The 24,941-nt window shown below is 70.6% G+C and carries 24 protein-coding genes and 2 tRNA genes; 7 read left to right on the top strand and 19 right to left on the bottom strand.

Annotated features, from left to right (window positions below):
* Window positions 1-3 precede the first annotated feature (3 nt).
* From clpX to tig, 8 genes are all read right to left on the bottom strand, one after another.
* Window positions 4-1,272: an ATP-dependent Clp protease ATP-binding subunit ClpX gene (gene clpX / locus ACK99Q_RS08185; RefSeq protein ID WP_410185645.1), complete on the bottom strand. Its 1,269-nt coding sequence runs from the start codon at window positions 1,270-1,272 to the stop codon at window positions 4-6.
* Window positions 1,273-1,367: 95 nt separating this feature from the next.
* Entirely contained in the window at window positions 1,368-1,967 is a 600-nt protein-coding gene (locus tag ACK99Q_RS08180; RefSeq protein WP_179423237.1) for an ATP-dependent Clp protease proteolytic subunit, read from the bottom strand.
* Window positions 1,964-2,539 carry an ATP-dependent Clp protease proteolytic subunit gene (locus ACK99Q_RS08175; protein WP_179427960.1) on the bottom strand — a complete coding sequence of 192 codons (576 nt, stop codon included), beginning with the start codon at window positions 2,537-2,539 and terminating at the stop codon, window positions 1,964-1,966. Before ACK99Q_RS08175 ends, ACK99Q_RS08180 begins: the two co-directional genes overlap by 4 nt.
* Window positions 2,540-2,640: 101 nt before the next feature.
* A complete protein-coding gene (locus ACK99Q_RS08170; protein ID WP_410186077.1) occupies window positions 2,641-3,114 on the bottom strand; it encodes an SRPBCC domain-containing protein in 474 nt (157 codons plus the stop codon).
* Window positions 3,111-3,596 (bottom strand): SRPBCC family protein, encoded by a 486-nt coding sequence (locus ACK99Q_RS08165; RefSeq protein WP_410185644.1) that lies wholly within the window; start codon window positions 3,594-3,596, stop codon window positions 3,111-3,113. Before ACK99Q_RS08165 ends, ACK99Q_RS08170 begins: the two co-directional genes overlap by 4 nt.
* A gap of 99 nt (window positions 3,597-3,695) precedes the next feature.
* The gene (locus ACK99Q_RS08160) at window positions 3,696-4,931 is read right to left on the bottom strand and encodes a lipase family alpha/beta hydrolase (protein WP_410185643.1); all 1,236 of its coding nucleotides are present in this window, start codon (window positions 4,929-4,931) and stop codon (window positions 3,696-3,698) included.
* A gap of 115 nt (window positions 4,932-5,046) precedes the next feature.
* Window positions 5,047-6,258: a lipase family protein gene (locus tag ACK99Q_RS08155; RefSeq protein ID WP_410185642.1), complete on the bottom strand. Its 1,212-nt coding sequence runs from the start codon at window positions 6,256-6,258 to the stop codon at window positions 5,047-5,049.
* 186 nt (window positions 6,259-6,444) lie between these two features.
* Window positions 6,445-7,815 (bottom strand): trigger factor, encoded by a 1,371-nt coding sequence (gene tig / locus ACK99Q_RS08150; protein ID WP_410185641.1) that lies wholly within the window; start codon window positions 7,813-7,815, stop codon window positions 6,445-6,447.
* A gap of 134 nt (window positions 7,816-7,949) precedes the next feature.
* Here tig and ACK99Q_RS08145 point away from each other — a divergent pair.
* The 3 genes from ACK99Q_RS08145 (at window position 7,950) to moaA (ending at window position 9,499) form a co-directional block, all read left to right on the top strand.
* Window positions 7,950-8,026: transfer RNA gene (locus ACK99Q_RS08145), tRNA-Pro, on the top strand.
* A gap of 58 nt (window positions 8,027-8,084) precedes the next feature.
* On the top strand, window positions 8,085-8,525 hold the full coding sequence (locus tag ACK99Q_RS08140) for a molybdenum cofactor biosynthesis protein MoaE (protein WP_410185640.1): 441 nt from the start codon (window positions 8,085-8,087) through the stop codon (window positions 8,523-8,525).
* A complete protein-coding gene (gene moaA / locus ACK99Q_RS08135; protein ID WP_410185639.1) occupies window positions 8,522-9,499 on the top strand; it encodes a GTP 3',8-cyclase MoaA in 978 nt (325 codons plus the stop codon). The genes ACK99Q_RS08140 and moaA overlap by 4 nt, the downstream gene beginning before the upstream one ends.
* A gap of 81 nt (window positions 9,500-9,580) precedes the next feature.
* Here moaA and ACK99Q_RS08130 read toward each other — a convergent pair whose 3' ends face one another.
* Window positions 9,581-9,823 (bottom strand): MoaD/ThiS family protein, encoded by a 243-nt coding sequence (locus ACK99Q_RS08130; RefSeq protein ID WP_410185638.1) that lies wholly within the window; start codon window positions 9,821-9,823, stop codon window positions 9,581-9,583.
* 61 nt (window positions 9,824-9,884) lie between these two features.
* On the opposite strand from ACK99Q_RS08130, the gene ACK99Q_RS08125 reads away from it, so the two are divergent.
* Both ACK99Q_RS08125 and ACK99Q_RS08120 read left to right on the top strand, forming a co-directional pair.
* Window positions 9,885-10,433, top strand: coding sequence for a 4-amino-4-deoxy-L-arabinose transferase (locus ACK99Q_RS08125; protein WP_410185637.1), 549 nt, complete (start codon window positions 9,885-9,887; stop codon window positions 10,431-10,433).
* A gap of 46 nt (window positions 10,434-10,479) precedes the next feature.
* Window positions 10,480-10,555, top strand: a tRNA-Gly gene (locus ACK99Q_RS08120).
* Between the two features lie 14 nt (window positions 10,556-10,569).
* Here the strand turns inward: ACK99Q_RS08120 and ACK99Q_RS08115 are convergent.
* The 7 genes from ACK99Q_RS08115 to ACK99Q_RS08085 all read right to left on the bottom strand — a co-directional run bounded on the left by ACK99Q_RS08115 (window position 10,570) and on the right by ACK99Q_RS08085 (window position 16,783).
* Window positions 10,570-10,770, bottom strand: a complete 201-nt coding sequence (locus ACK99Q_RS08115) for a hypothetical protein (protein ID WP_410185636.1) — start codon at window positions 10,768-10,770, stop codon at window positions 10,570-10,572.
* 32 nt (window positions 10,771-10,802) lie between these two features.
* On the bottom strand, window positions 10,803-11,918 hold the full coding sequence (locus ACK99Q_RS08110) for a PP2C family protein-serine/threonine phosphatase (RefSeq protein ID WP_410185635.1): 1,116 nt from the start codon (window positions 11,916-11,918) through the stop codon (window positions 10,803-10,805).
* A 9-nt stretch (window positions 11,919-11,927) separates the two neighbouring features.
* Window positions 11,928-12,740, bottom strand: coding sequence for an Fpg/Nei family DNA glycosylase (locus ACK99Q_RS08105; RefSeq protein WP_410185634.1), 813 nt, complete (start codon window positions 12,738-12,740; stop codon window positions 11,928-11,930).
* A gap of 27 nt (window positions 12,741-12,767) precedes the next feature.
* Window positions 12,768-13,223, bottom strand: a complete 456-nt coding sequence (locus ACK99Q_RS08100) for a ribose-5-phosphate isomerase (protein WP_410185633.1) — start codon at window positions 13,221-13,223, stop codon at window positions 12,768-12,770.
* Between the two features lie 22 nt (window positions 13,224-13,245).
* Window positions 13,246-14,850 (bottom strand): CDP-glycerol glycerophosphotransferase family protein, encoded by a 1,605-nt coding sequence (locus tag ACK99Q_RS08095; RefSeq protein ID WP_410185632.1) that lies wholly within the window; start codon window positions 14,848-14,850, stop codon window positions 13,246-13,248.
* A gap of 176 nt (window positions 14,851-15,026) precedes the next feature.
* Window positions 15,027-15,635 (bottom strand): disulfide bond formation protein DsbA, encoded by a 609-nt coding sequence (locus ACK99Q_RS08090; protein WP_410185631.1) that lies wholly within the window; start codon window positions 15,633-15,635, stop codon window positions 15,027-15,029.
* Entirely contained in the window at window positions 15,632-16,783 is a 1,152-nt protein-coding gene (locus ACK99Q_RS08085; RefSeq protein WP_410185630.1) for a glutamate--cysteine ligase, read from the bottom strand. The genes ACK99Q_RS08090 and ACK99Q_RS08085 overlap by 4 nt, the downstream gene beginning before the upstream one ends.
* Window positions 16,784-16,898: 115 nt before the next feature.
* On the opposite strand from ACK99Q_RS08085, the gene pepN reads away from it, so the two are divergent.
* On the top strand, window positions 16,899-19,418 hold the full coding sequence (gene pepN, locus ACK99Q_RS08080; protein ID WP_410185629.1) for an aminopeptidase N: 2,520 nt from the start codon (window positions 16,899-16,901) through the stop codon (window positions 19,416-19,418).
* 100 nt (window positions 19,419-19,518) lie between these two features.
* Here the strand turns inward: pepN and ACK99Q_RS08075 are convergent, their stop codons facing one another.
* On the bottom strand, window positions 19,519-20,754 hold the full coding sequence (locus tag ACK99Q_RS08075) for a PhoH family protein (RefSeq protein ID WP_410186076.1): 1,236 nt from the start codon (window positions 20,752-20,754) through the stop codon (window positions 19,519-19,521).
* Window positions 20,755-21,035: 281 nt separating this feature from the next.
* Entirely contained in the window at window positions 21,036-21,797 is a 762-nt protein-coding gene (locus ACK99Q_RS08070) for an isoprenyl transferase (RefSeq protein WP_179423204.1), read from the bottom strand.
* Between the two features lie 88 nt (window positions 21,798-21,885).
* On the opposite strand from ACK99Q_RS08070, the gene trhA reads away from it, so the two are divergent.
* Window positions 21,886-22,584, top strand: a complete 699-nt coding sequence (trhA, locus tag ACK99Q_RS08065) for a PAQR family membrane homeostasis protein TrhA (RefSeq protein WP_410185628.1) — start codon at window positions 21,886-21,888, stop codon at window positions 22,582-22,584.
* Window positions 22,585-22,757: 173 nt separating this feature from the next.
* Here the strand turns inward: trhA and ACK99Q_RS08060 are convergent, their stop codons facing one another.
* A complete protein-coding gene (locus tag ACK99Q_RS08060; RefSeq protein WP_410185627.1) occupies window positions 22,758-24,752 on the bottom strand; it encodes a thioredoxin domain-containing protein in 1,995 nt (664 codons plus the stop codon).
* Between the last annotated feature and the right edge of the window lie 189 nt (window positions 24,753-24,941).

Genomic DNA, 24,941 nt, shown 5'->3' with positions numbered 1-24,941 from the left:
CGGTCAGCTCGCCTTCTTGTCGGCCTCGTCGTGCGTGAGCACGGTGGGGCCCGCCTGACCACGCACGGTCTCGGCCGTGACGATCACCTTGGCGACGTCCTCGCGGCTGGGGATCTCGTACATGACGTCCTGCAGGGCGTCCTCGACGATCGAGCGCAGGCCGCGGGCGCCGGTGTCGCGCTCGAGGGCCAGGTCCGCCATGGCCTCGCACGCCTCGTCGGTGAACTCGAGCTCGACGTCGTCGATCGCGAACAGCCGGATGTACTGCTTGGTGAGCGCGTTGCGCGGCTCGGTGAGGATCGAGACGAGCGCCGGCTTGTCGAGCTTGTTGACCGCCGCGATGACGGGCAGGCGGCCGATGAACTCGGGGATGAGGCCGAACTTCAGCAGGTCGGTCGGCACGACCTTCGACAGCTTCTGCGCGTCGTTCTCGTCGACGACGGGCGCGAGGTCGGAGTTGAAGCCGAGCGTCTTCTTGCCGCTGCGCTGCTCGATGATCTGGTCGAGGCCCGCAAACGCGCCACCGACGATGAACAGCACGTTCGTGGTGTCGATCTGGATGAACTCCTGGTGCGGGTGCTTGCGACCACCCTGCGGCGGCACCGAGGCCGTGGTGCCCTCGAGGATCTTCAGCAGCGCCTGCTGCACGCCCTCGCCCGACACGTCGCGGGTGATCGAGGGGTTCTCGCTCTTGCGGCTGATCTTGTCGATCTCGTCGATGTAGATGATGCCCGTCTCGGCCTTCTTGACGTCGTAGTCGGCGGCCTGGATGAGCTTGAGCAGGATGTTCTCGACGTCCTCGCCGACGTAGCCGGCCTCGGTGAGCGCCGTGGCGTCGGCGATCGCGAACGGGACGTTCAGCATCCGCGCGAGGGTCTGCGCGAGGTAGGTCTTGCCACAGCCGGTGGGGCCGACCATGAGGATGTTCGACTTGGCCAGCTCGACGTTCTCGTCCTTGTTGATCCGGCCGGACGCCTGGGCCTGCACCCGCTTGTAGTGGTTGTAGACCGCGACGGCGAGCGACTTCTTCGCGCCCTCCTGGCCCACCACGTAGGTGTTGAGGAACTCGTAGATCTCAGCGGGCTTGGGCAGCTCGCCGAGGCTGACCTCGGCGCCCTCCGCGAGCTCTTCCTCGATGATCTCGTTGCACAGGTCGATGCACTCGTCGCAGATGTAGACGCCGGGGCCGGCGATCAGCTTCTTGACCTGCTTCTGGCTCTTCCCGCAGAAGGAGCACTTGAGCAGGTCGGCGGTCTCACCAATGCGTGCCATGCGTGTTTCCTGTCGTTCTCTGGCGGTCCCCCCACGATGCCACATGCAGGCATCGTGGGGGACCCGTCAACGGCGTTTGCGTCCGGACGTGTCGCTCAGACCGGGGTCTTGAGCGTCTCGAGGACCTGGTCGATGATCCCGTACTCGACGGCGGCCGGGGCCGTGAGGATCTTGTCGCGCTCGACGTCGCGGCTGACCTCCTCGGGCGTCTTGTTCGACGCCTCGGCGATCATCTTCTCCAGCAGCTCGCGCATGCGGATGATCTCGTTGGCCTGAATCTCCAGGTCGGAGATCTGGCCGCCCGTGCCCTCGGTGTAGGGCTGGTGGATCAGGATGCGGCTGTTCGGCAGCGCGAAGCGCTTGCCCGGCGTGCCGGCGGCGAGCAGCACCGCGGCGGCCGAGGCGGCCTGGCCCAGGCAGAAGGTCTGCACGTCGGGCTTGACGTAGCGCATCGTGTCGTAGATCGCCGTCAGCGCGGTGAACGAGCCGCCGGGGCTGTTGATGTAGATGCTGATGTCGCGGTCGGGGTCCATCGACTGCAGGCACAGCAGCTGTGCCGTGACGGCGTTGGCGACGTCGTCGCTGATCGGGGTGCCGAGGAAGATGATGCGGTCCTCGAAGAGCTTCGCGTACGGGTCGATGCGACGGAAGCCGTACGAGGTCCGCTCTTCCCACTGGGGAATGTAGTAGCTCATCGGACGTCTCCTGCCGTGTTGACGATCTCGTCGATCAGGCCGTACTCCTTGGCCTGCGCGGGCGTGAACCAGCGGTCGCGGTCGGCGTCCGCCTCGATCTGCTCGACGCTCTGGCCGGTGTGCTGGGCCTGCAGCTCGTTGAGCTGCTTCTTCAGCAGGATGGACTGCTCGGCCTGGATCTTGACGTCCGACGCCGAGCCACCGATGCCGCCCGAGGGCTGGTGCATCATGATGCGCGTGTGCGGCAGCGCGTAGCGCTTGCCCGCGGTGCCGGCGGCGAGCAGGAACTGGCCCATCGAGGCGGCCAGGCCCATGCCGACGGTGACGATGTCGTTCGAGATGAACTGCATCGTGTCGTACATCGCCATGCCCGCGTCGACGGAGCCGCCGGGGCTGTTGATGTAGAAGAAGATGTCGGCCTCGGGGTCCTCGGCGTTGAGCAGCAGCAGCTGCGCGCAGATCGCGTTCGCGTTCTGGTCGCGGACCTCCGAGCCGAGGAACACGATGCGTTCCTTCAGCAGACGGTTGTAGATGTGTCCGTCGAGGTCGGAGGGACCCGCCTCGACGGCCATCTGGGGGCTCATGGGTGCGTTCACGTCTTTGACCCTAGACCGCTGAGCCGACGCAGACACGCGCCCGGCACCCGTGTTCGCCATCGGCGTACAGGCTCCTCTCAGGCGACGTGCGCGTCGACCTCGGCCGAGATCGCCGCGAGGGTGCGGTCCATGCCGTCGAGCAGCTCGTCGTCGTGGCTCTCGATGCCGCCGAGGGCCAGCGTGGCCACGATCCGGCTCAGCAGGCTCCGGCGCCCACCGGCGAGGTCACGGCGCAGCGTGAGCCGGGTACCGCCGGCCTCGGGGTCGAGGCGGTAGCTCCAGCGCGCCGCGGGCCCGTAGACGTGGAACGCCAGCCGGTGCGGCCGCACGACGTCGACGTAGCGGCTCACCGTGGGCCACACGAAGCCCTTGCGCTTGTTGAGGTTGAGCGAGACCTGGTTGTGGCTCAGCCGGCGCGGGTAGAACAGCTGCGCCCACGTCTCGGGACTCCAGCGACGCATGCGGCGCTGGTCCTTCAGGACCTCCCACACCTTCTCGGGCGGGGCCGCGACGAGGGTGGAGGTCTCGAGCGGCGGGACTCCCCCGCTCAGGCTTTTCCCGCGAGGTCACCGCTCTCGGCCGCGGCCTTGATGCGCTCGAGGGTCTGGCGCATGCCCTCCTCGAGCTCGACCTCGAAGTTGTCGGTGCCGCCCAGCACCCGCTGGGTGAGGAAGTTCGACAGGTTCGAGACGCCGTGCGGGGCGTGCCGGCTCTCGGTGAGGCGCGTGCCGCCGGTGGCCGTGGGCTCGAGGTCGTAAGACCACACCGTGCCGTTCTCGGCGATCTTGAACGCGAACCGCTTCCCGGGCACGAACTCCTTGACCTTCGATCGCGTGGGCCAGAACAGCGGGCCGCGGCGGTTGACGTTGATCGTGGTGGTGCCGACGCCGACGGGTCCCTTGCCGCGGACGATCATCTTGCGGCACTGCGGGCTCCAGCGCGGCATCTGGGCCGGGTCGCTGACCAGGTGCCACACGACCTCGGGCGGAGCCTCGATGTCGATGGTCGCCGAGATCTCCTCGCGGTTGGCCATGGTGGTCTCCCCTCGTCGTGCGGTCGTTGCCACGGGAGCCTAGTGGATCGTGACAGCAGAACTGTCACATGGGGGTGACGCCGCTCACAGTGTGGGCGCTCAGGACTCGATCTGGCGCACCCGGCGGGGTCTCGCGTTGACCCAGGAGACCAGCCAGTCGGCGATGCGAGGATGGTTCAGCAGCGCGAGGTGGTGCGCCGACGGCAGGTACTCGAGTCGCGCGTGCGGCACGACGGGCCCGCGGCGGCCGATGCCGGCCGACGACGAGAAGTGCACGATGAGGTCGCCCAGCACGGCACTGAACGGATGGCGCTGCGTCGCGCCCACCGTGGCGGCGACGAAGTGGTACTCCGCGTGCGCCAGCGGGGCCGCCGCGATCCGGTCGAGCCCCCAGCGCGCCGTGAGGTCCTGGCCCTCCCACTCGTCGGCGGTGATGTAGCCGTGCCGCAGGTCGACGATCCCGGCCGACCGTACGTCGAGGATCGCGCCGAAAGGTGTGGACTGCGGCCAGATGCGCAGGATCCGCGATCCCAGGTGGGCCGCCTTCTCCAGGTTGGCACCCGCGTGCGGCGTGCCCAGGCAGACGACGTCGCTGACGCGGTGCGCCCAGCCGTGACCCGCGACCGTGGCGCGGTTCGTGGCGGCGCGCACCACGAGCCCTCCCATCGAGTGACCGACCAGAGTGATGCGCTCGACCGCCACGGGCCACGCGCCCACCAGCTGCTCCAGCAGCTCGTCGAGGTGCTGGCCGTTCTCGGAGACGTGCAGGCCGGTGTTGTAGCGCAGCAGGACCGGGGTCGCGTCGGTGTCGGCGGCCAGCCGGTCGGCATACGTGGGCCGGTCGCGTCCGCGCCCCCAGGACTCCTCGTTCTCGCACAGCCCGTGGACGAGGACGACGAGGTGACTCGTGGCGTCGGGGTACGCCTGCCGCAGCTTCCACGGCGTGGCCGGGATGTCGGCGCCGGCGTGCCGCAGCGACATCGTGATCGCCTGGGGGTCGCCGAGGAGCCGCAGCTCGTCGCCGATCAGGCCGTTCACCGCCGAGCGGACCTGCCGCCCGAGGCGCGTGCCGTCGACCGGAGCCCCCACGCCGCGCGCGGCCAGCGACCGGGCCGCGCCGCCCGAATGACGCAGGACCGCCGAGAGCGAGCCGTAGACCGAGCCCGCGATCGCGTCGTGCACGGCCTCGGGGACCCGACTGCCGACGATGCGCGTCGCGCCGAACGCCCGACGCGCGACGGCGGCGTGGACGTCGCGCACGGTGCCGAGCACGAGGCGGTCGCCGTACTCGAGCGCGAGTGCGGCGACGTCGGTCGTGCGCGCCGTCGGGGACATGGCCCCATGGTGCCCCACTCCCCCGCGCCGACGCGACGAGATCTCGGCTCGTGAGCCGCGGACGCCCCCGCGAGCCGAGGCTCGCGGGGGCGCGATCACGCTGTGCTCGAGGACCTCAGAAGATCCAGCCGCAGTTCGAGCCGAACGCCTTGCCCGCGACGAGGTCGTTGAAGAACCCGACCGCCTGGCCGCTGCCCTCGTAGCCGGACGCGACGTGGGTGGGCGCGAACAGCGTGCTGTACGAGATCTTCGATCCCTTCGCGCACCAGTCCTTGGCGGCCTGCTTGACCGTGGCGTTCGGGATGACGTCGTCGGCCCACGAGGAGGTGACCTTGAACGGCACGTCGATCCGCTTCGAGCCCAGCTTCAGCTGGCCCAGCCGGCTCGCGATGTCCGCCCGCGAGAGGTAGGACGTGATCGTCTTGCCCTCCTTGGTCAGCGTCTTCGTGTCGAGCCACCCGCTGGGCAGGCTCTCGGGCAGGCAGCCGTAGTCGGTGTCGGCGCCGTCGAGCAGCTTCTGGCCCGCCGCGTTGGTGAGGTCGCGGATGCCCAGCTCGGGGTAGGTGACGTCGAGCATCTTGACCGCGAAGAGCATGAACGTCTGGTACGGACCGTGCTCGATGTTCCTCGCGATCGCGCCCAGGTCGGCCGTGGGCGCCGTGGCGTGACCGCCCTTGATCCTCAGCTCGGGAGCGTAGGTCGGCGCCAGCTCGAGCGCGCCGGCCGTGGCCCCGCCGCCCTCGGAGAAGCCCTGGAGGAACACCGGAGCGGTCCTCGAGTAGCCCAGGTTCTGCGCCGCGCGCACCACGTCGAGCGCGTTCTGGCCGAGCGCGATGTTGTTGGCGTAGGGGTGGGTGCCGGGCGTGCCCAGGCCCTCGTAGTCCGTCATGGCGACGGCGTAGCCCGCGTCGTAGAACTGCTTGAGCCAGTTGCCGTCGTAGAGCTGCGCCGTCGCCACGAGCTTGCTCGGTGCGCAGCGGTCGTTGAGTCCCTGGGTGCCGGGGCTCAGCGAGATGATCGGCCGCTCGCCGCCCTTCGTCCAGGCCGCCTTGGGGACGATGACCGTGCCCGTGACGGCGGTCCTGTTGCCCTTCGCGCCGGTCGAGACGTACTGGACCTTCGTGACCGTGGCGTCGGCCTTGCCCCCGAGCGCGTCGAGGGCGTACGTGCCGGGCGCCTGCTTCAGGATCGTGCCGGGACTTCCCGAGATGGTCGCCGGCGGCGTGTAGACGTCCTCGGCGGCCTGCGCCGACGAGGACAGGGAGGTCACCGCGAGCGCGGCGACGGCTGCGGCCGCGAAGGTCGCGGCGAAGGGACGTGGGTTCACATTCACTCCTGAGCGTCGGTGGTGGGAGAACGACCTGTAACCGATAGTTACAGTAACGAGGAGTTACATTCTCGTGTGAAGTGGATCACGTCAAGACCCCGTCCCACGAACGTGCGGAGATGCGAGAGAGCCGGCACCCCGAGGGGTACCGGCTCTCTCGGCAGGGTGGGACGCGCCCACCACCGATCACTGCTCCTCGGACGCCTCGTCCTCGTCGCTGCCGATCGTGCCGTCGGCGCGCAGGTTCTTCAGGTCGACGGCGTTGCCGGACTTGTCGGTGACCTTCGCGGACTCGACCAGCGCGGCGAGCGCCTTGCCGCGCAGCACCTCGCTGATCATCTCGGGCACGTGGTTGTGCTCCATGATGTGCTGGATGTACGAGTTCGGGTCCTCGCCGGACTGCTGGGCGCGGCGCATGATGTGCTGGCTCAGCTCGTCGTTGTCGAGCGGGTACTCGTTCTCCTCGACCAGCTGGTCCAGGACGAACTGCGCCACGATCGACTCGCGGACGTCGCGCTCGAGCTCGGCCTCGAACTCCTCGACGGTCTTGCCGTCCTCCTGGTCGTTCAGGTAGTCCTCGAGCGTCAGGCCGGCCATCGCGAGCTGCTGGTCCATCTGCTGACGACGGTTGGCCAGCTCGCCCTCGGCGAGACCCTCGGGCATCGGCGCCTCGATCTTGGAGACGAGCTCCTCGAGGACGAGGTCGCGGGCCTCGGCGGCCTGCTCCATGCGCTTGCCGCGCGTGAGGCGCTCGACGAGGTCGGCGCGGAACTCCTCGATGGTGTCGAAGTCCGACGCCATCTGGGCGAACTCGTCGTCGAGCTCGGGCAGCTCGGTCTGGCGCACGTCCTGCAGCGTGACGGTGACGTCGACCTCGTCGCCCTTCAGGTCGCCACCGACCAGGGTGGTGGAGAAGGTCTTCGACTCGCCCTTCGACAGGCCGGTCACGGCCTCGTCGAGGCCGTCGAGCATCGTGGCCTTGCCGATGACGTAGGGCAGGCCCTCGGCCTGGGCCTCGTCGATCAGCGAGCCGTCCTTGTTGGCGGCCGACAGGTCGATCGTGATCGAGTCGCCCTCGGCGGCCGGGCGGTCGACCTCGCTGAAGGTGGCGAAGCGCTCGCGCAGCTGGTCGAACTGCTCGTCGACGTCGGCCTCGGCGACCTCGATGTCCTGGACCGTGACCTCGATCTGGGAGGCGTCGGGGATCTCGAGGGTGGGTCGCACGTCGAGCTCGGCGGTGACCTCGATGGTCTCGCCGTCCTCGAACTTCGTCAGGTCGATCTCGGGCTGGCCGAGCGGCGTCGTGTTGGTCTCCTGCAGGGCGGCGGTGTACCAGCCCTGGAGCGCGGAGTTGAGAGCCTCGTCCAGGACGGCGCCACGGCCGACGCGCTGGTCGATGATCGCCGCGGGGACCTTGCCCTTGCGGAAGCCGGGGACCTGGATCTGCGCACCGATGGTCTTGTAGGCCTTGTCGAGGTTCGGCTTGAACTCCTCGAACGGCACCTCGATGGTCAGCTTGACCCGGGTGGGGCTCAGCGATTCGGTGCTGCTCTTCACGTGTTGACTCCTGCGTCGGTGGGCTCTCGGACAGCCCACGGAGTCCTCACGCAGGCCAGCGTCCAGTCTACGGGGCGCCCGTGGTGGCGGGTCAAACGGGCTGCCGCGCGCGGGCCTACACTGATCGGTGCCTCCGGGATGTGGCGCAGCTTGGTAGCGCACCTGCTTTGGGAGCAGGGGGCCGCAGGTTCGAATCCTGTCATCCCGACCACGGTCCACGCCCGGGTCGAGGGCGAGCCTCACTCGACCTCCCCGCCTAGGCTGTCTGCATGACGACCGACTCGGCGACCGGACGGGTGGTCCACGCCCGCGTGGTCGACGAGCCCCTCGACGTGGCCGAGCACCTCGCCGCCGTCGCCGGGCCCGCCCACGGGGCGATCGACGTCTTCGTCGGCACGATCCGCGACCACGACCCCGATGCCGACGGCGCCGTCGTGCGCCTCGAGTACGAGGCCCACCCCGACGCCGAGGGCATGATGACCGCGCTCGCGGGACAGGTCGCGCTCAACACGGGCGTGACCGTCGCGATCTCGCACCGCTACGGCACCCTCGAGGTCGGCGACGTCGCCGTCGTGATCGCCAGCGCCGCACCCCACCGCCGCGAGGCCCTCGAGGCCACGCGCGCCCTCATCGAGCTGATCAAGACCGAGGTGCCGATCTGGAAGCGCCAGACCGACGCCGACGGCCGGTCGGACTGGGTGGGCCTGTGACCCTCGTCGACGGCTTCGGCCGCGTCCACCGCGACCTGCGGATCTCGCTCACCGACAAGTGCTCGCTGCGGTGCACCTACTGCATGCCCGCCGAGGGCGTGCCGTGGATCGAGCGGGACAGCATCCTCACCACCGACGAGCTCGAGCGCGTCGCACGCGTGTGCGTCGGGCTCGGCGTCACGTCGATCCGGCTCACCGGCGGCGAGCCGCTCGTGCGCAAGGACGCCGTCGAGGTCGTGCGCCGGCTGGCGGCCCTGGGCCCCGAGGTCTCGATGACCACCAACGGGCTGCGCCTCGCCGAGCTGGCGGAGCCGTTGAAGGAGGCCGGGCTCTCGCGCCTCAACATCTCGATCGACACGCTCGACCGCGAGCGGTTCGCCCAGCTCACCCGGCGCGACCGGCTCGATGACGTGCTGGCGGGCATCGACGCCGCACGCGCCGCCGGGTTCACGCCCCTCAAGCTCAACGCCGTCGCGATGCGCGGGGTCAACGAGGACGAGCTCGTCGACCTCGTGGAGTTCGCGGTCGGGAAGGGCGCTCAGCTGCGGTTCATCGAGCAGATGCCGCTCGACGCCGGCCACACGTGGGACCGCGCGGCGATGCTCAGCGGCGAGGAGATCCTCGAACAGCTGCGCACGCGCTGGCGCCTCGACCCCGTGCCGGGCCGCGGCTCCTCCCCCGCCGACACCTGGACGCTCGACGGCGGCCCGGGCACGGTCGGCGTGATCGCCTCGGTGACCGCTCCGTTCTGCGCGGCCTGCGACCGCATCCGGATCACCGCCGACGGTCACGTGCGGAACTGCCTCTTCGCGCGCGACGAGTCCGACCTGGTGCCCGTCCTGCGCGGCGGCGGCAGCGACGAGGACCTCGAGCGGATCGTCACCGCGTCGATCGCGGCCAAGCGCGCGGGCCACGGCATCGACTCGCCCACCTTCGTGCAGCCCGACCGCCCGATGAGCGCCATCGGCGGCTGACCGGCTCGCGCTCGACGAACGATGAGGCATTCGGGTACCTCAGCGGGGTGCCATGCCTCATCCTTCGTCCCCCGGGAGCGGTCAGCCCCCGGCGTAGGGCGGGAGGACGTCCACCGTGCCGCCCTCAGGGATCGGCGTGGAGCGCTCGGTCGTGCGCGTGCCCTCCAGCAGCACCGAGCAGCGCGTCAGCACCGGCCCGAGGTCGGCGAAGCGCCGCGCGAGGTCGTCGAGCAGCTCGCCGATCGTGGTGGCCTCCGAGGTCGTCTCGGAGAGTCCCGCGGCCTCGCGGGCAGCGGCGAACAGGCGCACTCGGACCGGTTGCATACAGCCAAACTAACCTCCACGAAGGCTGGCCACGATCCGGCGAGCGGGTAGCGTCGACTCGGTGAGCCGTTCCAGCCTTCCCGAGCTCCTGGTCGAGCGGGCCCGTGGGCGAGCCCCGGTGTGCGGCGTCACCCGCGTCATCGCGATCGACGGACGCAGCGGCTCGGGCAAGACGGCGCTGGCCCTCGACGTGGCCGACCTCACCGGCGCGCCGATCCTCCATCTCGAGCGGCTCTATCCCGGCTGGCACGGCCTCGCTCGCACGCCCGCGATGGTGCGTGCGCTGCTCGCGGACCTGGCCATCGGCGAGGTCGGGCGCGCGCGGCTGTGGAACTGGGAGCGGGACGAGCCGGGCAAGTGGCTCACGCTGCGGCCCACCCCCGAGCTCATCATCGAGGGCGTCGGCGCGGGCGCCACCGTGCTGCGTCCGTTCCTCAGCCATCTCGTCTGGCTCGACGCACCCGAGGACCAGCGTCGCGAGCGCGCCCTCGCCCGCGACGGTGCGACCTACGAGCCGTGGTGGGACGTGTGGGCCGCGCAGGAGGAGGAGTACCTCGCGTCCGACCACACCCGCGAGGTCGCGGACCTCATCGTGTCGACGGGTGCCTGACGCCGCCGAGGTCTGTGGCATCATGGACGTGGCGCTCCGGCGCCGCGCGGACGTAACTCAATGGCTAGAGTCCCTGCCTTCCAAGCAGGATGTTGCGAGTTCGAATCTCGTCGTCCGCTCCACCGCCGCCGCGGGATCAGTCCCGCGGCCGCCGCACGAGGGCCACGACGGCCCGCACCGCCAGGAACACGATCCAGGCGCCGCCGAACACCACGAACACCCAGCCCTTCTCGGGGTCGCTCGTGCTGGTCAGGATGAACACGCCCATCAGCAGCACGGCCACGCACGTGACCAGCAGCGCCCACGAGGACAGCGGCGCGCGCGGGGTGTCGTCCATGCCAGCACCCTACGACCGGCGCGACGCGCGGATCAGTCGGGCAGCCGATGCAGGATCAGCACGGCGCGGTCGTCCTCGCCGGGCTCGGTCTGGCCGAGGATGCGGGCGGGGGCGCCGTCCATTCCCTGGCTGATCGCGATCCTCGCCGCGCCGCGGAGCCACTCGATGCCCACCGCGAGGTCGAGCGTGCGGGTCTCGACGACGCCGTCGGTGTAGAACATCAGCGCCTCCCCCGGCTGGAGGACGCCGGTGGACCCGCGGAACTCGGGCCGGTCGATGATGCCGAGCGCCAGGCCGCGGGCGCCGGTGACGGTCCACTCCTGCTGGTCGGGCTTCCACTGCATCGCCGGCGGGTGGCCCGCGTTGAGGAGCTCGTAGCCGCCGGTCTCGAGGTTGACGAGCACGTGGACGGCGGTGGCGAACCCCTCGTCCCACGACTGGCGCAGCAGGTAGTCGTTGCCTGCGGCGAACAGGCCGATGGGCGGCAGCGAGCCGATCAGACCGCCGAGCGCACCGGCCAGCTGCAGCGACTGGGTGCCGGCCGAGACGCCCTTGCCGCACACGTCGACCAGCACCATCTCGAGGTACTTCTCGTCCTTGGACAGGTTGGCGACGAGGAAGTCACCGGCGAACTTGGCCGAGCCGGCCGACTCCATCGCCGACTCGCTGACCCACCCCTCGGGCAGCTTCGGCACGGTGCCCTGCGCCTGCAGGCGGTCGCGCAGCTCCATCAGCATCGCCTCGCCGAGCGCCGCCGGCAGACCCGAGCGGGTGCGCGAGGCGCTGTAGAGCAGGATGCCGGCGCCGATGTAGATGGCCAGCAGCGACGCGGGACGTGCGGCGTTCCACCCGCTGTCGAGCGTGTAGACGAGCGACGAGACGGTGGCGGCGAACAGCACGATGAACGTCAGCGACGCCTGGGGCCACCACTGCAACAGCATGCCGCCGACGATGATCGGCAGGATGAACATCGTGACGGGGATGATCGCGTACCAGGTCAGGCTCACGATGAACATGACGACGGTGACCAGCAGCAGTGCCGCCAGGACCGCCATCTGGCCGTCCTTGGAGCCCGAGCGCCATTCGCGGGCGTTCGAGGACAGATAGCGACCGACCGGGTCGCGTCTGAGGCCTCGCACGGTGCTCACGGACCGACCTTATCGGCGCCGCTGACAACGCGGACACCAGAACAGGTTTCTGGCGGCCAGAACCTCGGTCCGGACCTTGGTTCCGCAGACGTGACAGGGCCGGCCGTCGCGCCGGTAGACGTAGACCTCGCCGCCGTGGTCGTCCTCGCGCGGGGGCCGTCCCATGGCCTCGGGCTCGTGCTCGGGACGCACCGTGTCGATGCGGCCCGTGCGCACGCCCTCCCCCATCAGGTCGACGAGGTCGGACCAGATCGTGAGGAACGTGCTGGGCCGCAGGTCGCGACCGGGCGTCTTCGGGTCGAGGCGGTGCCGGAACAGGACCTCGGCGCGGTAGACATTGCCGACGCCGGCGATGACGCGCTGGTCCATCAGCAGCGTGGCGATCGGCGCTCGTGACCGGGCCACCAGCGCAGCGGCGCGCTCGACGTCGGCGTCCGGGTCGAGCGGGTCCTCGCCGAGGCGGGCCAGCACGGCCTCGACCTCGCCCGGCGCGAGTAGCTCGCAGGCCGTGGGCCCGCGCAGGTCGGCCGTGACGCGGTCGGAGGCGAGCCGCCAGCGGATCTGGCCGACGACGGGCGGCTCGGGGTCCTCGACGAACGCGAACGACCCGTAGAGGCCGAGGTGGACGTGCACCTGCTGCTCGGTGCCCGCGAACGCCACGAAGAGATGCTTGCCGTGGGCTGTGGCCTCGACGAGCTCACGCCCGTCGAGCCCGGCCGCCGCCTCGAACCGGCCCTGCGGGCTGGACGAGCGCACGCTCTTGCCGCCGAACGTGCCGGTCAGGTCGAGCGCAAGCCGGTGGAGGGTGTGCCCCTCAGGCACGGGGCTCGACCCGCCCGTGCCCGCTGCTCACAGGCTGCCCTTCTCCTCGTACTCCGCGAGCAGGTCGATCCGGCGCTGGTGGCGGTCGGCCTGGCTCCACTCGGTGGTGAGGAAGGCCTCGACGATCTGCTCGGCCTGCTCGACCGTGTGCATGCGCGCGCCGATGCCCATGACCTGGGCGTTGTTGTGCTGACGGGCGAGCTGGGCGGTCTCGACGCTCCAGGTCAGCGCGCAGCGGATGCCGGGGACCTTGTTCGCGGCGATCTGCTCGCCGTTGCCCGAGCCACCGATGACGATGCCGAGCGAGCCCGGGTCGTCGACGACGCCCTGGGCGGCGTCGATGCAGAACGGCGGGTAGTCGTCGAGCTCGTCGTAGGCGTGGGCGCCGTGGTCGACGGGCTCGTACCCGTGCTCCTTCAGCCAGGAGACGAGGTGGTTCTTGAGTTCGTAGCCGGCGTGATCGGCACCGAGGTGGACGCGCATGCGGCCATTCTCGCAGGTGGGGTCAGCCGCGGACCATCGGCGTGTGGGCCATCTCGTGCACCCACGCGGCGAAGGCCCGGGCGGACTCGTCGCCCTCGAACTCGCCCAGCACGTGAACCTTCAGCTCGCGCCGGCGCTCCGCCAGCGGGTCGCGGTGCAGCATCTCGTCGAGCACCGCGGGCAGGTCCGTGAGGTCGCGGTCGACCACGTAGGCGCCGGCGGCCACGGGGACGGCGTCGACGAACTCGTCGAGGTCGTGGACCATGCTGACCATCAGGTACGGCTTGGCCGAGGCGAGCCAGTCCGAGACGACGCTGGACACGTCGGAGACGAGCGCGTCGACGCTGTTCATGCACTCGGCGATCGACCACTCGCGGACCGCCTGCTCACCCCAGACGTGGCGCCCCGGCGTGGCGGGGTCGTCGTGGTCGGCCTCGAGGATCGCGTCGAGCTCGACGAGTCGCTTCGACCAGTACGGGTCGCGCAGGAACACGGGGTGCGGCCGGAACACGACGTCGGCGCCGGCGTCGAGGAGGGCGCGCAGGATCCGGTCGGCCACCTTCATCGAGGAGAAGTCGGTCATGCTGCCGTTGCCGATCCACGTGGGCGCGTAGAGCACCGTCGGGCGCGCGACCTCGGTGACCGGCGTCGTCGCGGGCAGGACGTCGCCCGACTGCGGCCGGCCCAGCAGCACGAAGCGCTCGCGCGGGATCTCGACGCCGTGGCGGGCGTAGCGATCGACGGCGGCCTCGCCCGACGCGACCAGCACGTCGAAGCGCTGGTGGCGCGAGTGGTGGCTGCCGGACTTGTCGGAGTCGCCGTGCCCGAGCCACACGTGGCGCACCGACCGGATGCCGATGAGCTTGAGGTGGCCGGGCGCGTTGTGCACGTAGAAGAAGGTCGTGAGGCTCGGCACCGTGAGGACCCGCATGTCGCCGAGGACGTCCGAGCCGGCCGAGATCCACGGCATCCGCGGCTGGATCGCCGCCCGCAGTTCGGCGCAGTAGTGGCTGCGCAGGCCGACGATGACGCCGCGGTCGCCCGAGGCGAGCAGGTGCGACTCCCACATCCCGACGTGGATGGGGCCGCCGCCGTAGCCGCCGTAGCCGAGGGCGAAGCGCGGCTCGAAGTCCGCGAGGGCTCGGCGGAGGGTGCGGCGGGCCCGCCACAGGACGAGCTTGTCGGCGAGCACCGGCGCCGCGGCTGCGGCCAGCAGCACGAGCAGCAGGAGGACCACCGCGGTCGGCGCGAACGCGACGGCGAGGGCCAGCACCGCGCCGAGCCAGCGGACGGCGATCACGAAGGGGCCGCGGTCGGGCGGCTCCGGGGCCGGGCAGGTCTCGGGCTCCGGCACCCCGGGCAGCCCGTGGACGTGCGGCGGCGCGGCCGGGCGCAGCATCGCGGCGCGCACCAGCAGGGCGCCGAGCACCGCACCGACCATGCCTGCGAGGGGCGATCCGTCGAGCGCAACGCGGACCAGGACGGCGACCACGGCGGTCAAGACGATCACGGCCGTGGAGCCGGCGAACCAGCGGTCCCGCGTGGGGACGTCGGTGCGGAAGCGGTGGCGTACGTCGTCGAGCCAGCGGTCGCGGCGTCGGCGCACCCGCTCCAGCAATGTCGACATCGCACCCAACCTAGCGCCTGGGTCCCGCAGGCCTGCGCAGCGTGACGTGATCTCGATACGGCGTCTCGCTTCGCTCGCTGCCACTCGATCACCGGAGGACGGCCCGGCGATCGAGTGACCGGCGAGCGGAGCGAGACGGTGGTATCGAGATCACGCTCCTCACATGCGCGAGGGCCTCAGTCGAAGATCGGCTCCCGCGTGCGCGTGCGCTTGAGCTCGAAGAAGCCGTCGTAGGACGCGAGGGCGCGGGCGCCGTCGAACACGGTGCCGGCCTGCTCACCCTTGGGCGCCGGCGAGACGACCGGGCCGAAGAAGGCGGTGTCGCCGATCGCGATGACGGGCGTGCCCACCTCCTGGCCGACGCGGTCGATGCCGTCGTTGTGCGAGGCGCGCACGGCGTCGTCGAGCGAGCTGTCGTCGGCGGCGTCGGCGAGCTCGACGGGCAGTCCGGCCTCGGCCAGCGCCTCCTCGTACATCGCGCGGTCGAACTCACGACCATCGTTGTGACGGCGGGTGCCGAGCGCCGTGTAGAGGTCGCGCAGCACCTCGTTGCCGTGCTGCTGCTCGGCGGCGATCGCCAGGCGCACCGGGCCCCACCCGCGCTCGATCATGTCCTTGTACTCCTGCGGCACGTCCTTGTCCTCGTTGAGCACGGACAGGCTCATGACGTGGAAGGAGGTGCGGACGGGGCGGACCTTCTCGACCTCGAGCATCCAGCGGGAGGTCATCCAGGCCCAAGGGCAGAGCGGGTCGAACCAGAGGTCGACGGTCTCGGTGGTGGTCATGTCCGGTCCAACACCGGATGACCCTCGCGCATTTCCTCCACGAGCGAGGCGACCACGGCATCGAGCTCGCCGCGGTTCTGGGCGGCCACGGCACGCTGGCGCTGGTAGGAGGCGCCGCCGGCGCGCATGATGTCGCGGATCCCCTGCAGCTCCTCGGTGCAGTCGAGGTCGGCCGCGACGGGCTCGAGCTGCACCAGCAGGCGCTCGAGGTCGTCGGTGACGAGCTCCTCGCGGGCGTCGCGGTCGAGGATGAGGATCGCGTCCATGCCGTACCGCGCGGCGCGCCACTTGTTCTCCTGCACGAACCACGACGGGATCGACGGCAGCTCGCGGCCGGCGTCGAGCTCGCGCGAGTGGAACTCGACGAGGCAGTGCGTCAGGGCGGCGATGCTGGCGAGCTCGGACATCGTGGGGATGCCGTCGCAGATGCGCATCTCGAGGGTGCCGAACTTCGGCGACGGCCGGATGTCCCAGCGGATCTCGTCGAAGTGGTCGATCACGCCGGTGTGCATCATGTCGTCGACGTACTGCTCGAGCTCGTGCCAGTGGTCGAACTGGAACGGCAGGCCCGCGGTGGGCAGCTGCTGGAACATGAGTGCGCGGTTCGAGGCGTAGCCGGTGTCCTGGCCGCCCCAGAACGGACTGGAGGCGCTGAGCGCCAGGAAGTGCCCGTAGTGCGTGAGCATCGCGCGGCTGATCGGCAGCACCTTGTCGCGGTCCTCGATGCCGACGTGCACGTGGACGCCGTAGATCAGCATCTGGCGGCCCCACCACTGCGTGCGGTCGATGAGGGTGGCGTAGCGCTCCTTGTCGGTGACCTTCTGCTGGGTCCAGCGGGCGAAGGGGTGCGTGCCGGCGCACATCAGCTCGACGCGCAGCGGGTCGGTGACCTCGCGCAGGCGCCCGATGTTGCGGCTGAGGTCGTCGGCGGCCTCGCGGACGGTGTGGCACACCCCGGTGACGACCTCGACCGTGTTGAGGAGCAGCTCCTGCTTGATGTGCGGGTGCTCCTCGCCGTACGCGGGCGCGACGGCGTCGAGGACCGTCTGGGCCACCTGGCGCAGGTCGCCGGAGTCCTGGTCGACCAGCGCCAGCTCCCACTCGATGCCGATCGTCGAGCGCTCGGAGGCGGCGAACGGGATGTGCATTCCCCCATCCTGCACGACTCGTCGGACCATGCCGCGACGAAAGCGCGCCGTGTGACCCAGATCGTGCCGCGGCCTGACTGTGACAGTGGGGGTGCCCAGTGCAAGAGTGGGCACCATGCCCGGTACCGACCTCACCCGCGAAGAAGCCCGCCAGCGCGCGACCGTCGTCTCCGACCCCCAGTACGACGTGCAGCTCGACCTCACCCTGGACGGCGAGCGCTTCGGCTCGGTCACCACCCTGACCTTCGCCGCCCAGCCCGGTTCCTCCACGTTCGTCGACCTCGTCGACGGCGAGCTGACCTCGATCACGCTCAACGGACGCGAGCTCGGCCTGTCGACCTACGTCGACAGCCGCATCGCGATCGACGGGCTCGAGGCGCAGAACGAGCTCGTCGTCACGGGCACGTGCCTGTACTCGCACTCCGGCGAGGGCCTGCACCGCTTCGTCGACCCCACCGACGACAAGGTGTACCTCTACACGCAGTTCGAGGTGCCGGACGCCCGCCGCGTGTTCGCCACGTTCGAGCAGCCCGACCTCAAGGCGCAGTTCACGTTCCACGTCACCGCGCCGGCGCACTGGAAGGTCGTCTCCAACTCCCCCACGCCCGAGCCGGTCGTGCTCGACGGGGGCAGCGCCGTGTGGCACTTCGAGCCCACGAAGACGATGAGCACCTACATCACCGCGCTCGTCGCCGGCGACTACCACGAGGTGCGCGACACCTACGCCGGCGAGTACGGCCAGATCCCGCTCGGCGTGTTCTGCCGCCAGTCGCTCGTGCCGTACCTCGACGCCGACGACATCCTGCTCATCACGAAGCAGGGCTTCGAGTTCTTCGAGGGCGCGTTCCAGATGGGCTACCCCTTCGGCAAGTACGACCAGCTCTTCGTGCCGGAGTACAACATGGGCGCGATGGAGAACGCGGGCTGCGTGACCTTCCGCGACGAGATGATCTTCCGCAGCCGCCAGACGGTCTCGGCCTACGAGCAGCGCGCGAACACGATCCTGCACGAGATGGCCCACATGTGGTTCGGCGACCTCGTGACCATGAAGTGGTGGGACGACCTGTGGCTCAACGAGTCGTTCGCCGAGTTCGCGGCGCACCACTCCTCGGTCAAGGCCACCCGCTTCACCGAGGCGTGGACCGGCTTCACCAACAGCCGCAAGAACTGGGCCTACCGCCAGGACCAGCTGCCCACCACGCACCCGATCGCCGCGGACAACTACGACCTGCACGCGGTCGAGGCGAACTTCGACGGCATCACCTACGCGAAGGGCGCCTCGGCGCTCAAGCAGCTGGTGGCGTGGGTCGGCGAGGACGACTTCTTCGCCGGACTGCGGGCCTACTTCACGAAGTACGCCTACGGGAACACCGAGCTGACCGATCTGCTGGCCGAGCTGTCCGAGGCCTCGGGCCGCGAGCTCGACAGCTGGGCCGCCGAGTGGCTGCAGACCTCGGGCGTCAACACGCTGCGCGCCGACTTCGACGTGGACGCCGACGGCCGGTTCACGCGCTTCGACGTGGTGCAGACCGCCACCGAGGAGTACCCCACGCTGCGCCGCCACCGCATCGCGATCGGCCTGTACGACCGCGGCGAGGACGGCCGCCTCGTGCGCACCGAGCGCATCGAGACCGACGTCCGTGGCGAGAGCACCTCGATCACCGAGCTCATCGACCAGCGTCGTCCGGACCTGATCCTGCTCAACGACGACGACCTCACCTACGCGAAGATCCGTCTCGACGAGGGCTCGTTCGAGACCCTGCTGGCGGGCATCGCCACGTTCGCTGACTCGCTCCCGCGGGCGCTGTGCTGGGGCTCGGCGTGGGACATGACCCGCGACGCCGAGCTGCCGTCGGCCTCGTTCGTCGACCTCGTGCTGGCGGGCGTCGGCACCGAGTCCGACCTCACGGCCGTGTCGTCGCTGCTGCGTCAGGCGCAGTCGGCGATCAGCCTGTTCACGTCCGACGAGCAGCGCGTCGAGCTGGCGCGCCGCTGGGAGCAGGGCGTGGCCGAGCTGCTCGCCGCGGCCGAGCCCGGCAGCGACCACCAGCTCGCGTTCGCCCGCGCGCTGTCGGCCGCGGCCACCACCCCCGACCGCGTGCGCGACGTGCTGGGCGGCTCGGTCAAGGGCCTGGAGGTCGACGCCGACCTGCGCTGGACCCTGATCCGCGGACTCGCCCGTCTGGGCGACGTGGACGAGGCCGAGATCGACGCCGAGCTGGCGCGCGACGACACCAACCAGGGTCGCGAGAACGCGGCCGGCGCGCGGGCGCGTCGTCCCGTGCCCGAGGCCAAGGCCGAGGCCTGGCGCAAGGTCGTCGAGGACGCGTCCACCCCCAACGAGACCCGGCGCCAGATCGCGGAGGGCTTCCAGGTGCCCGGCCAGGCCGAGCTGCTCGCGCCCTACGTGGACCGCTACCTCGAGATGGCCGACACGGTCATCGACCAGATGGGCGTGTGGATCGGCCAGAACGCGCTGATCCACCTGTTCCCGCTGGCGAACCCGTCGGCCGACGCGCTGGCCAAGGTCGACGCGTGGCTCGAGTCCACCTCGGCCCCCGCCGCCGCGCGACGCTACGTGCTCGAGGGCCGCGACGACCTGCGCCGCGCCCTCGCGGCCCGCGCCGTCAACTGATCTCGATACGCCGGCTCGTTCCTCGCCGTGCTACTCGATCGCCGAAGCCGGTGATCGAGTAGCACGCGAGCGGAGCGAGCGGTGTATCGAGATCATGCGCTCAGAGCGTCACGTCCTCCAGCATCTCGGTCACCAGCGCCGCCACGGGCGAGCGCTCGGACCGCGTGAGCGTGACGTGGGAGAACAACGGGTGGCCCTTGAGCTTCTCGACCACCGCGACGATGCCGTCGTAGCGACCCACGCGCAGGTTGTCGCGCTGCGCGACGTCGTGCGTCAGCACCACCTTGGAGTTTGCGCCGATGCGCGACAGCACGGTCAGCAGGACGTTGCGCTCCAGCGACTGCGCCTCGTCGACGATGACGAACGCGTCGTGCAGCGAGCGGCCACGGATGTGCGTGAGCGGCAGCACCTCGAGCATCTGGCGGTCGACGATCTCCTCCACGACGTGCGGTGAGGCGACGGCGCCGAGCGTGTCGAACACGGCCTGCGCCCACGGCCCCATCTTCTCGTCGGAGCTGCCGGGCAGGTAGCCGAGCTCCTGGCCGCCCACGGCGTACAGCGGCCGGAACACGATCACCTTCTGGTGCTGGCGGCGCTCCATGACGGCCTCGAGGCCGGCGCAGATGGCGAGCGCCGACTTGCCGGTGCCGGCGCGACCACCGAGCGAGACGATGCCGACGTCGGGATCGAGCAGGAGGTCGAGCGCGACCCGCTGCTCGGCCGAACGGCCGTGGATGCCGAACGCGTCGCGGTCGCCGCGGACCAGCCGCACCTGCTTGTCCGGCGTGACGCGGCCCAGCGCGCTCCCCTTGTCCGACAGCAGCACCAGGCCGGTGTGGCACGGCAGCTCGCGGGCGGCCTCGAGGTCGATCGTGCCGTCCTCGTAGAGCTCGTCGAGGTCGACCGAGTCGACCTCGATCTCGGTCATGCCGGTCCAGCCGGTCTCCAGCGCCCACTCGGCACGGTACTCCTCGGCGGTGAGGCCGACGGCCGAGGCCTTCACGCGCATCGGCAGGTCCTTCGAGACCAGCACGACGTCGTGGCCCTCGTTGGCGAGGTTGCGCGCGACCGACAGGATCCGGGTGTCGTTGTCGCCGAGGCGGAAGCCCGACGGCAGCGACGTGGCGTCCGTGTGGTTGAGCTCGACCCGCAGGGTGCCGCCCTCGTCGCCGACCGGCATCGGGACGTCGATCGTGCCGTGCTGGACCCGCAGGTCGTCGAGGAAACGCAGGGCGTTGCGGGCGAAGTACCCGAGCTCGGGATGGTGGCGCTTGGCCTCCAGCTCCGTGATGACGACGACCGGGATCACGACCTCGTGCTCGCCGAAGCGCTGCATGGCGGCCGGGTCGGCCAGCAGGACGCTCGTGTCGAGGACGTAGGTCCGGTGATCGGGGCGGGGCGGAGTCACGCTCTTCGAAGCAGCCACGGCAATCTCCTCGAGAGCCACGCGCGCGCCCGGCGCCCAGCCCTCACTAGTGGGTGGGGGCCTGAGCCTTCCGGGGGAAGGGCTCGGGTTCGAGCATGGGCACACCCCGAAAGTACGACCGTGAGTGGCCGGATCCGGGAAACGTCAGCGGCGTGTCTTCATGACGATCGCGTGAACGATCGGAACTGCGCTCAGCCGCCGAAGCGGCGCTCGCGCGCGGCGTACGACCGCATCGCGCGCAGGAAGTCGACGCGGCGGAACGCGGGCCACATCGCGTCGCAGAAGTAGAACTCGGAGTGGACGCTCTGCCACAGCAGGAAGCCGCTCAGCCGCTGCTCGCCCGACGTGCGGATGACGAGGTCGGGGTCGGGCTGGCCCTTCGTGTACAGGTGCTCGGCGATGTGGTCGACCTCGAGCGTGGAGGCGACGTCCTCGAGGGTGCGGCCGGCGGCGGCCTGCTCCAGCAGCAGCGAGCGCATCGCGTCGGTGAGCTCCTGGCGGCCGCCGTAGCCGACGCACACGTTGACCGAGAGCGCGCCCTCGTGGTCGACGGTCAGGTCGGCGGCCCGCTTCATCCGCGCGGCGGACTCGGCGGGGAGCATGTCGAGGTTGCCGATGAGGCGCAGCCGGTAGCCGAGCGACGCGAGGTCCTCCACGAGCCGCTCGATGACGACCAGCAGGGCCGACAGCTCGTCGGCGGGGCGGCGCAGGTTGTCCGTCGACAGCAGCCACAGGGTGACGATCTCGACGCCGAGCTCGTCGCACCAGCCGAGGAACTCGGTGATCTTGTCGGCACCGGCCTGGTAGCCCAGGTCGACGCCGGCGCCCGCGCCCTTGGCCCAGCGGCGGTTGCCGTCGACGATCGCGCCCACGTGGCGCGGCAGCTGCGCGGGATCGAGCCCCTTGGCGAGGCGTCGCTCGTACGCCCCGTAGATGAGGTCACTGACCGGCATGCCGCCAGCGTACGCGCCGCCCGCGTGGGACGACCGTCACGTGGTCGTCCGATTCGCCCCTGACCGGCGCCCCACTAGAATCGAGAGCATGGCGGCCCCCAAGCACGAGACCCTTGCCGAGGACGTCGGCGACCGTCTGCGCGAGACCGTCGACGAGATCAAGCCCAAGCTCCGGGGCTGGCTGCACGCCGCCACCGCTCCCCTCGCGCTGATCTCGTTCCTCGTGATGCTGGTGCTGGCCGACAGCCAGGTGGCGCGTGCCGGCGCCGCGGTCTTCATGGTCAGTGCCCTGCTGCTCTTCGGGGTCAGCGCCGTGTACCACACGGTGCCGTGGCGCGAGCGGGCCAAGCGAGTGCTGCGCCGGCTCGACCACTCGAACATCTTCGTGATGATCGCCGGGTCGTACACCCCCTTCTCCCTGCTGCTGCTGGACAAGAGGGACATGCTCACGCTGCTCACGCTGGTGTGGGGAGGTGCGCTGCTCGGCGTGCTGTTCAAGGTCTTCTGGATGACGGCGCCGCGCTGGGTCTACGTGCCGCTGTACCTGGCGTTGGGGTGGGCCGCGCTCCTCTACCTCCCGGACTTCTACGCGGCGGCGTCCACCGTCGTGTTCGTGATGCTCTGCGTGGGCGGCGCGCTGTACACCCTCGGCGCGCTGGTCTATGCGTTCCAGTGGCCGAACCCGAGCCCTCATTGGTTCGGATACCACGAGGTCTTCCACGTCTTCACGATCGCGGCGTTCATCGTGCACTACATCGGCGTCAGCTTCCTCGTCTACAGCTCCTGAGGTCGCGGCACCCGCTCCCGGGCCTCGCCAGCCTTCGGCACCCGACTGTCGACTCCCACGCGTCCGAGTCGACTTTTGTGACGCCCTCGCTCACTTTTGTGACGCTTCGCGGCGCAGACGGTCGCCAGTGGGCGAAACGCGTCACAAAAGTTGACGGGGCGCGGCAGCACGTCCTACCGACGGACCAGCGCCTCCGGGTCGGTGACCGGGAGCGCGCACACGAAGTCGCGGCACACGTAGGCCGTCGGCTTGCCGTCGATCGCCTCGCGGCCCTCGAACAGCGGGACCGACGATCCCGTCTCGGTGGCTGCGACGACGGCGCCCGGCGAGAGGAGCGCGAGCGCGGCGCGGTGCATCGGTCCCCCGACCTCGCCCACCACGGCGACCTCGGCGGGTCCGTCGAGCAGCGCCTCCGCGGCCGCGAGGGTCCAGCCCGCGAAGCGCGGGGCGCCCGTGGCCAGTGCCGCGGCCGACTCGACGGAGGCCACCGCGGCAGCCCTGACGTCGTGGTCGCCGGTGACCGCGGCCAGCGCGAGCAGGCCGTGCGCGAGCGCCGAGGCGCCGGACGGGTGGGCGTTGTCGGCGGCGTCGCGCGGTCGGACGAGGAGTGCCTCGGTGTCGTCGGCGGTGTCGAACCAGCCGCCGTCCTCGGCGCGGAAGTGGGTGACCGCGCGGTCGGCGACGTGGCGCGCGCGGTCGAGCCAGCGGTCGTCGCCGGTGGCGCCGAGGACCGCGACGAAGGCCTCGATGGTGGCCCCGTGGTCCTCCAGCACTGCTGCATGCTCGGACCGCACCCCGCCGAGGGAGGTGCGGACGAAGCCGGGCTCGACGTGCAGGTCCCAGAGCAGCGAGGCGGCCTGGGTGGCGGCGTCGACGAGCTCGGGCCGCTCGAGGGCAATGCCGGTCTCGGCGAGCGCGGTGATCGCGTAGGCGTTCCAGGCGGAGACGACCTTGTCGTCGCGGGCGGGGCGCGTGCGCTCGGCGCGGACCTCGAGGAGGCGCTGCTTGACTCGCTCCCAGCGCTCGGGGTCGTCGGGGTACTGCTGCAGCTGGAGGGTGGAGAGGCCGCGCTCGAACGTGCCGCCGCCGGTGACGCCGAGCAGCTGCACGGCCCACGCGGCGTCGGCCGTGCCGAGCGCCTTCATGAGCTGGTGCGGGTTCCAGACGTAGTAGGTGCCCTCGTGGCCGTCGCTGTCGGCGTCGAGGGCCGAGGCGAGTCCGCCCTCGTCGGTGCGCAGCTCGCGCAGCATGAAGTCAGCGGTCTCGTGGCAGACGCGCTCGGCCAGGGCGGTGTTCGCGCCCTGCTCGCTGCGGGCCTTGAGAGCGCGCAGCCAGTGGAGGTAGGCGCGCAGCAGCTGGGCGTTGTCGTAGAGCATCTTCTCGAAGTGCGGCACGCGCCAGAAGCGGTCGACGCTGTAGCGCGCGAAGCCGCCGCCGAGCTGGTCGTACATGCCGCCGCGGGCCATCGCCTCGAAGGTGCGGCTGAGGGTGGTCCAGACCTTCTCGTCGCCGGTGCGGGCGTGCTGGCGCAGCAGGAACTCGAGCACCATCGATGGCGGGAACTTGGGCGCGGCCCCGAACCCGCCGGCCTCCTCGTCGGCCTGTCCCAGCAACGCGGCGGCGGCTGCGTCGAGGTCCTCGGCGGTGAGCGGGTCGCCGCCGAAGTCGTCGTTCTCGCCGAGGAAGCTGCGCACCTGGCTCGCGGAGTCGAGCACCTCGTCGCGCCGGTTCTGCCACGCGTCGGCGAGGGCCTGCAGCACCTGGCTGAACGCGGGATGCCCGGCGGTGGGCTCGGGCGGGAAGTAGGTCCCGGCGAAGAACGGCTCGCCGCTCGGGGTGAGCACGCACGTCATCGGCCAGCCGCCCTGCCCGGTCATCGCCTGCGTCGCGCGCATGTAGACCGCGTCGATGTCGGGCCGCTCCTCGCGGTCGACCTTGACGTTGACGAAGTGCTCGTTCATGTACGCCGCCGTCGCGGGATCCTCGAACGACTCGTGCGCCATGACGTGACACCAGTGGCACGCCGCGTACCCGACGCTCAGCAGGATCGGCAGGTCGCGCCGCTCCGCCTCCGCGAGCGCCTCCGCGCCCCACTCCCACCAGTCCACGGGGTTCTCCGCGTGCTGGCGCAGGTACGGCGACTGGGACTGAGCGAGTCGGTTGGCCACCTCGTCACGCTACCTGCGCCGGCCACCGACTGCCGATCGCACCATCCGCCGATCGAGTAACTCGCGAGCGCAGCGAGCGGTGTATCGAGATCACTTGACGACAGCCCTCCGCGTTCGATCCTTCTCCGTTGCAAAGAAGATGCCCGAACCGAGCAGGGGATCATGGCATGCCGTCAACAGCGGCCTCAC

It is taken from the genome of Aeromicrobium sp. MLTX1, assembly GCF_046452335.1.
Lineage (GTDB): Bacteria > Actinomycetota > Actinomycetes > Propionibacteriales > Nocardioidaceae > Aeromicrobium.
The sequence above is the reverse complement of the archived record's forward strand: the minus strand, read 5'-3'. Positions and strand labels throughout refer to the sequence as shown.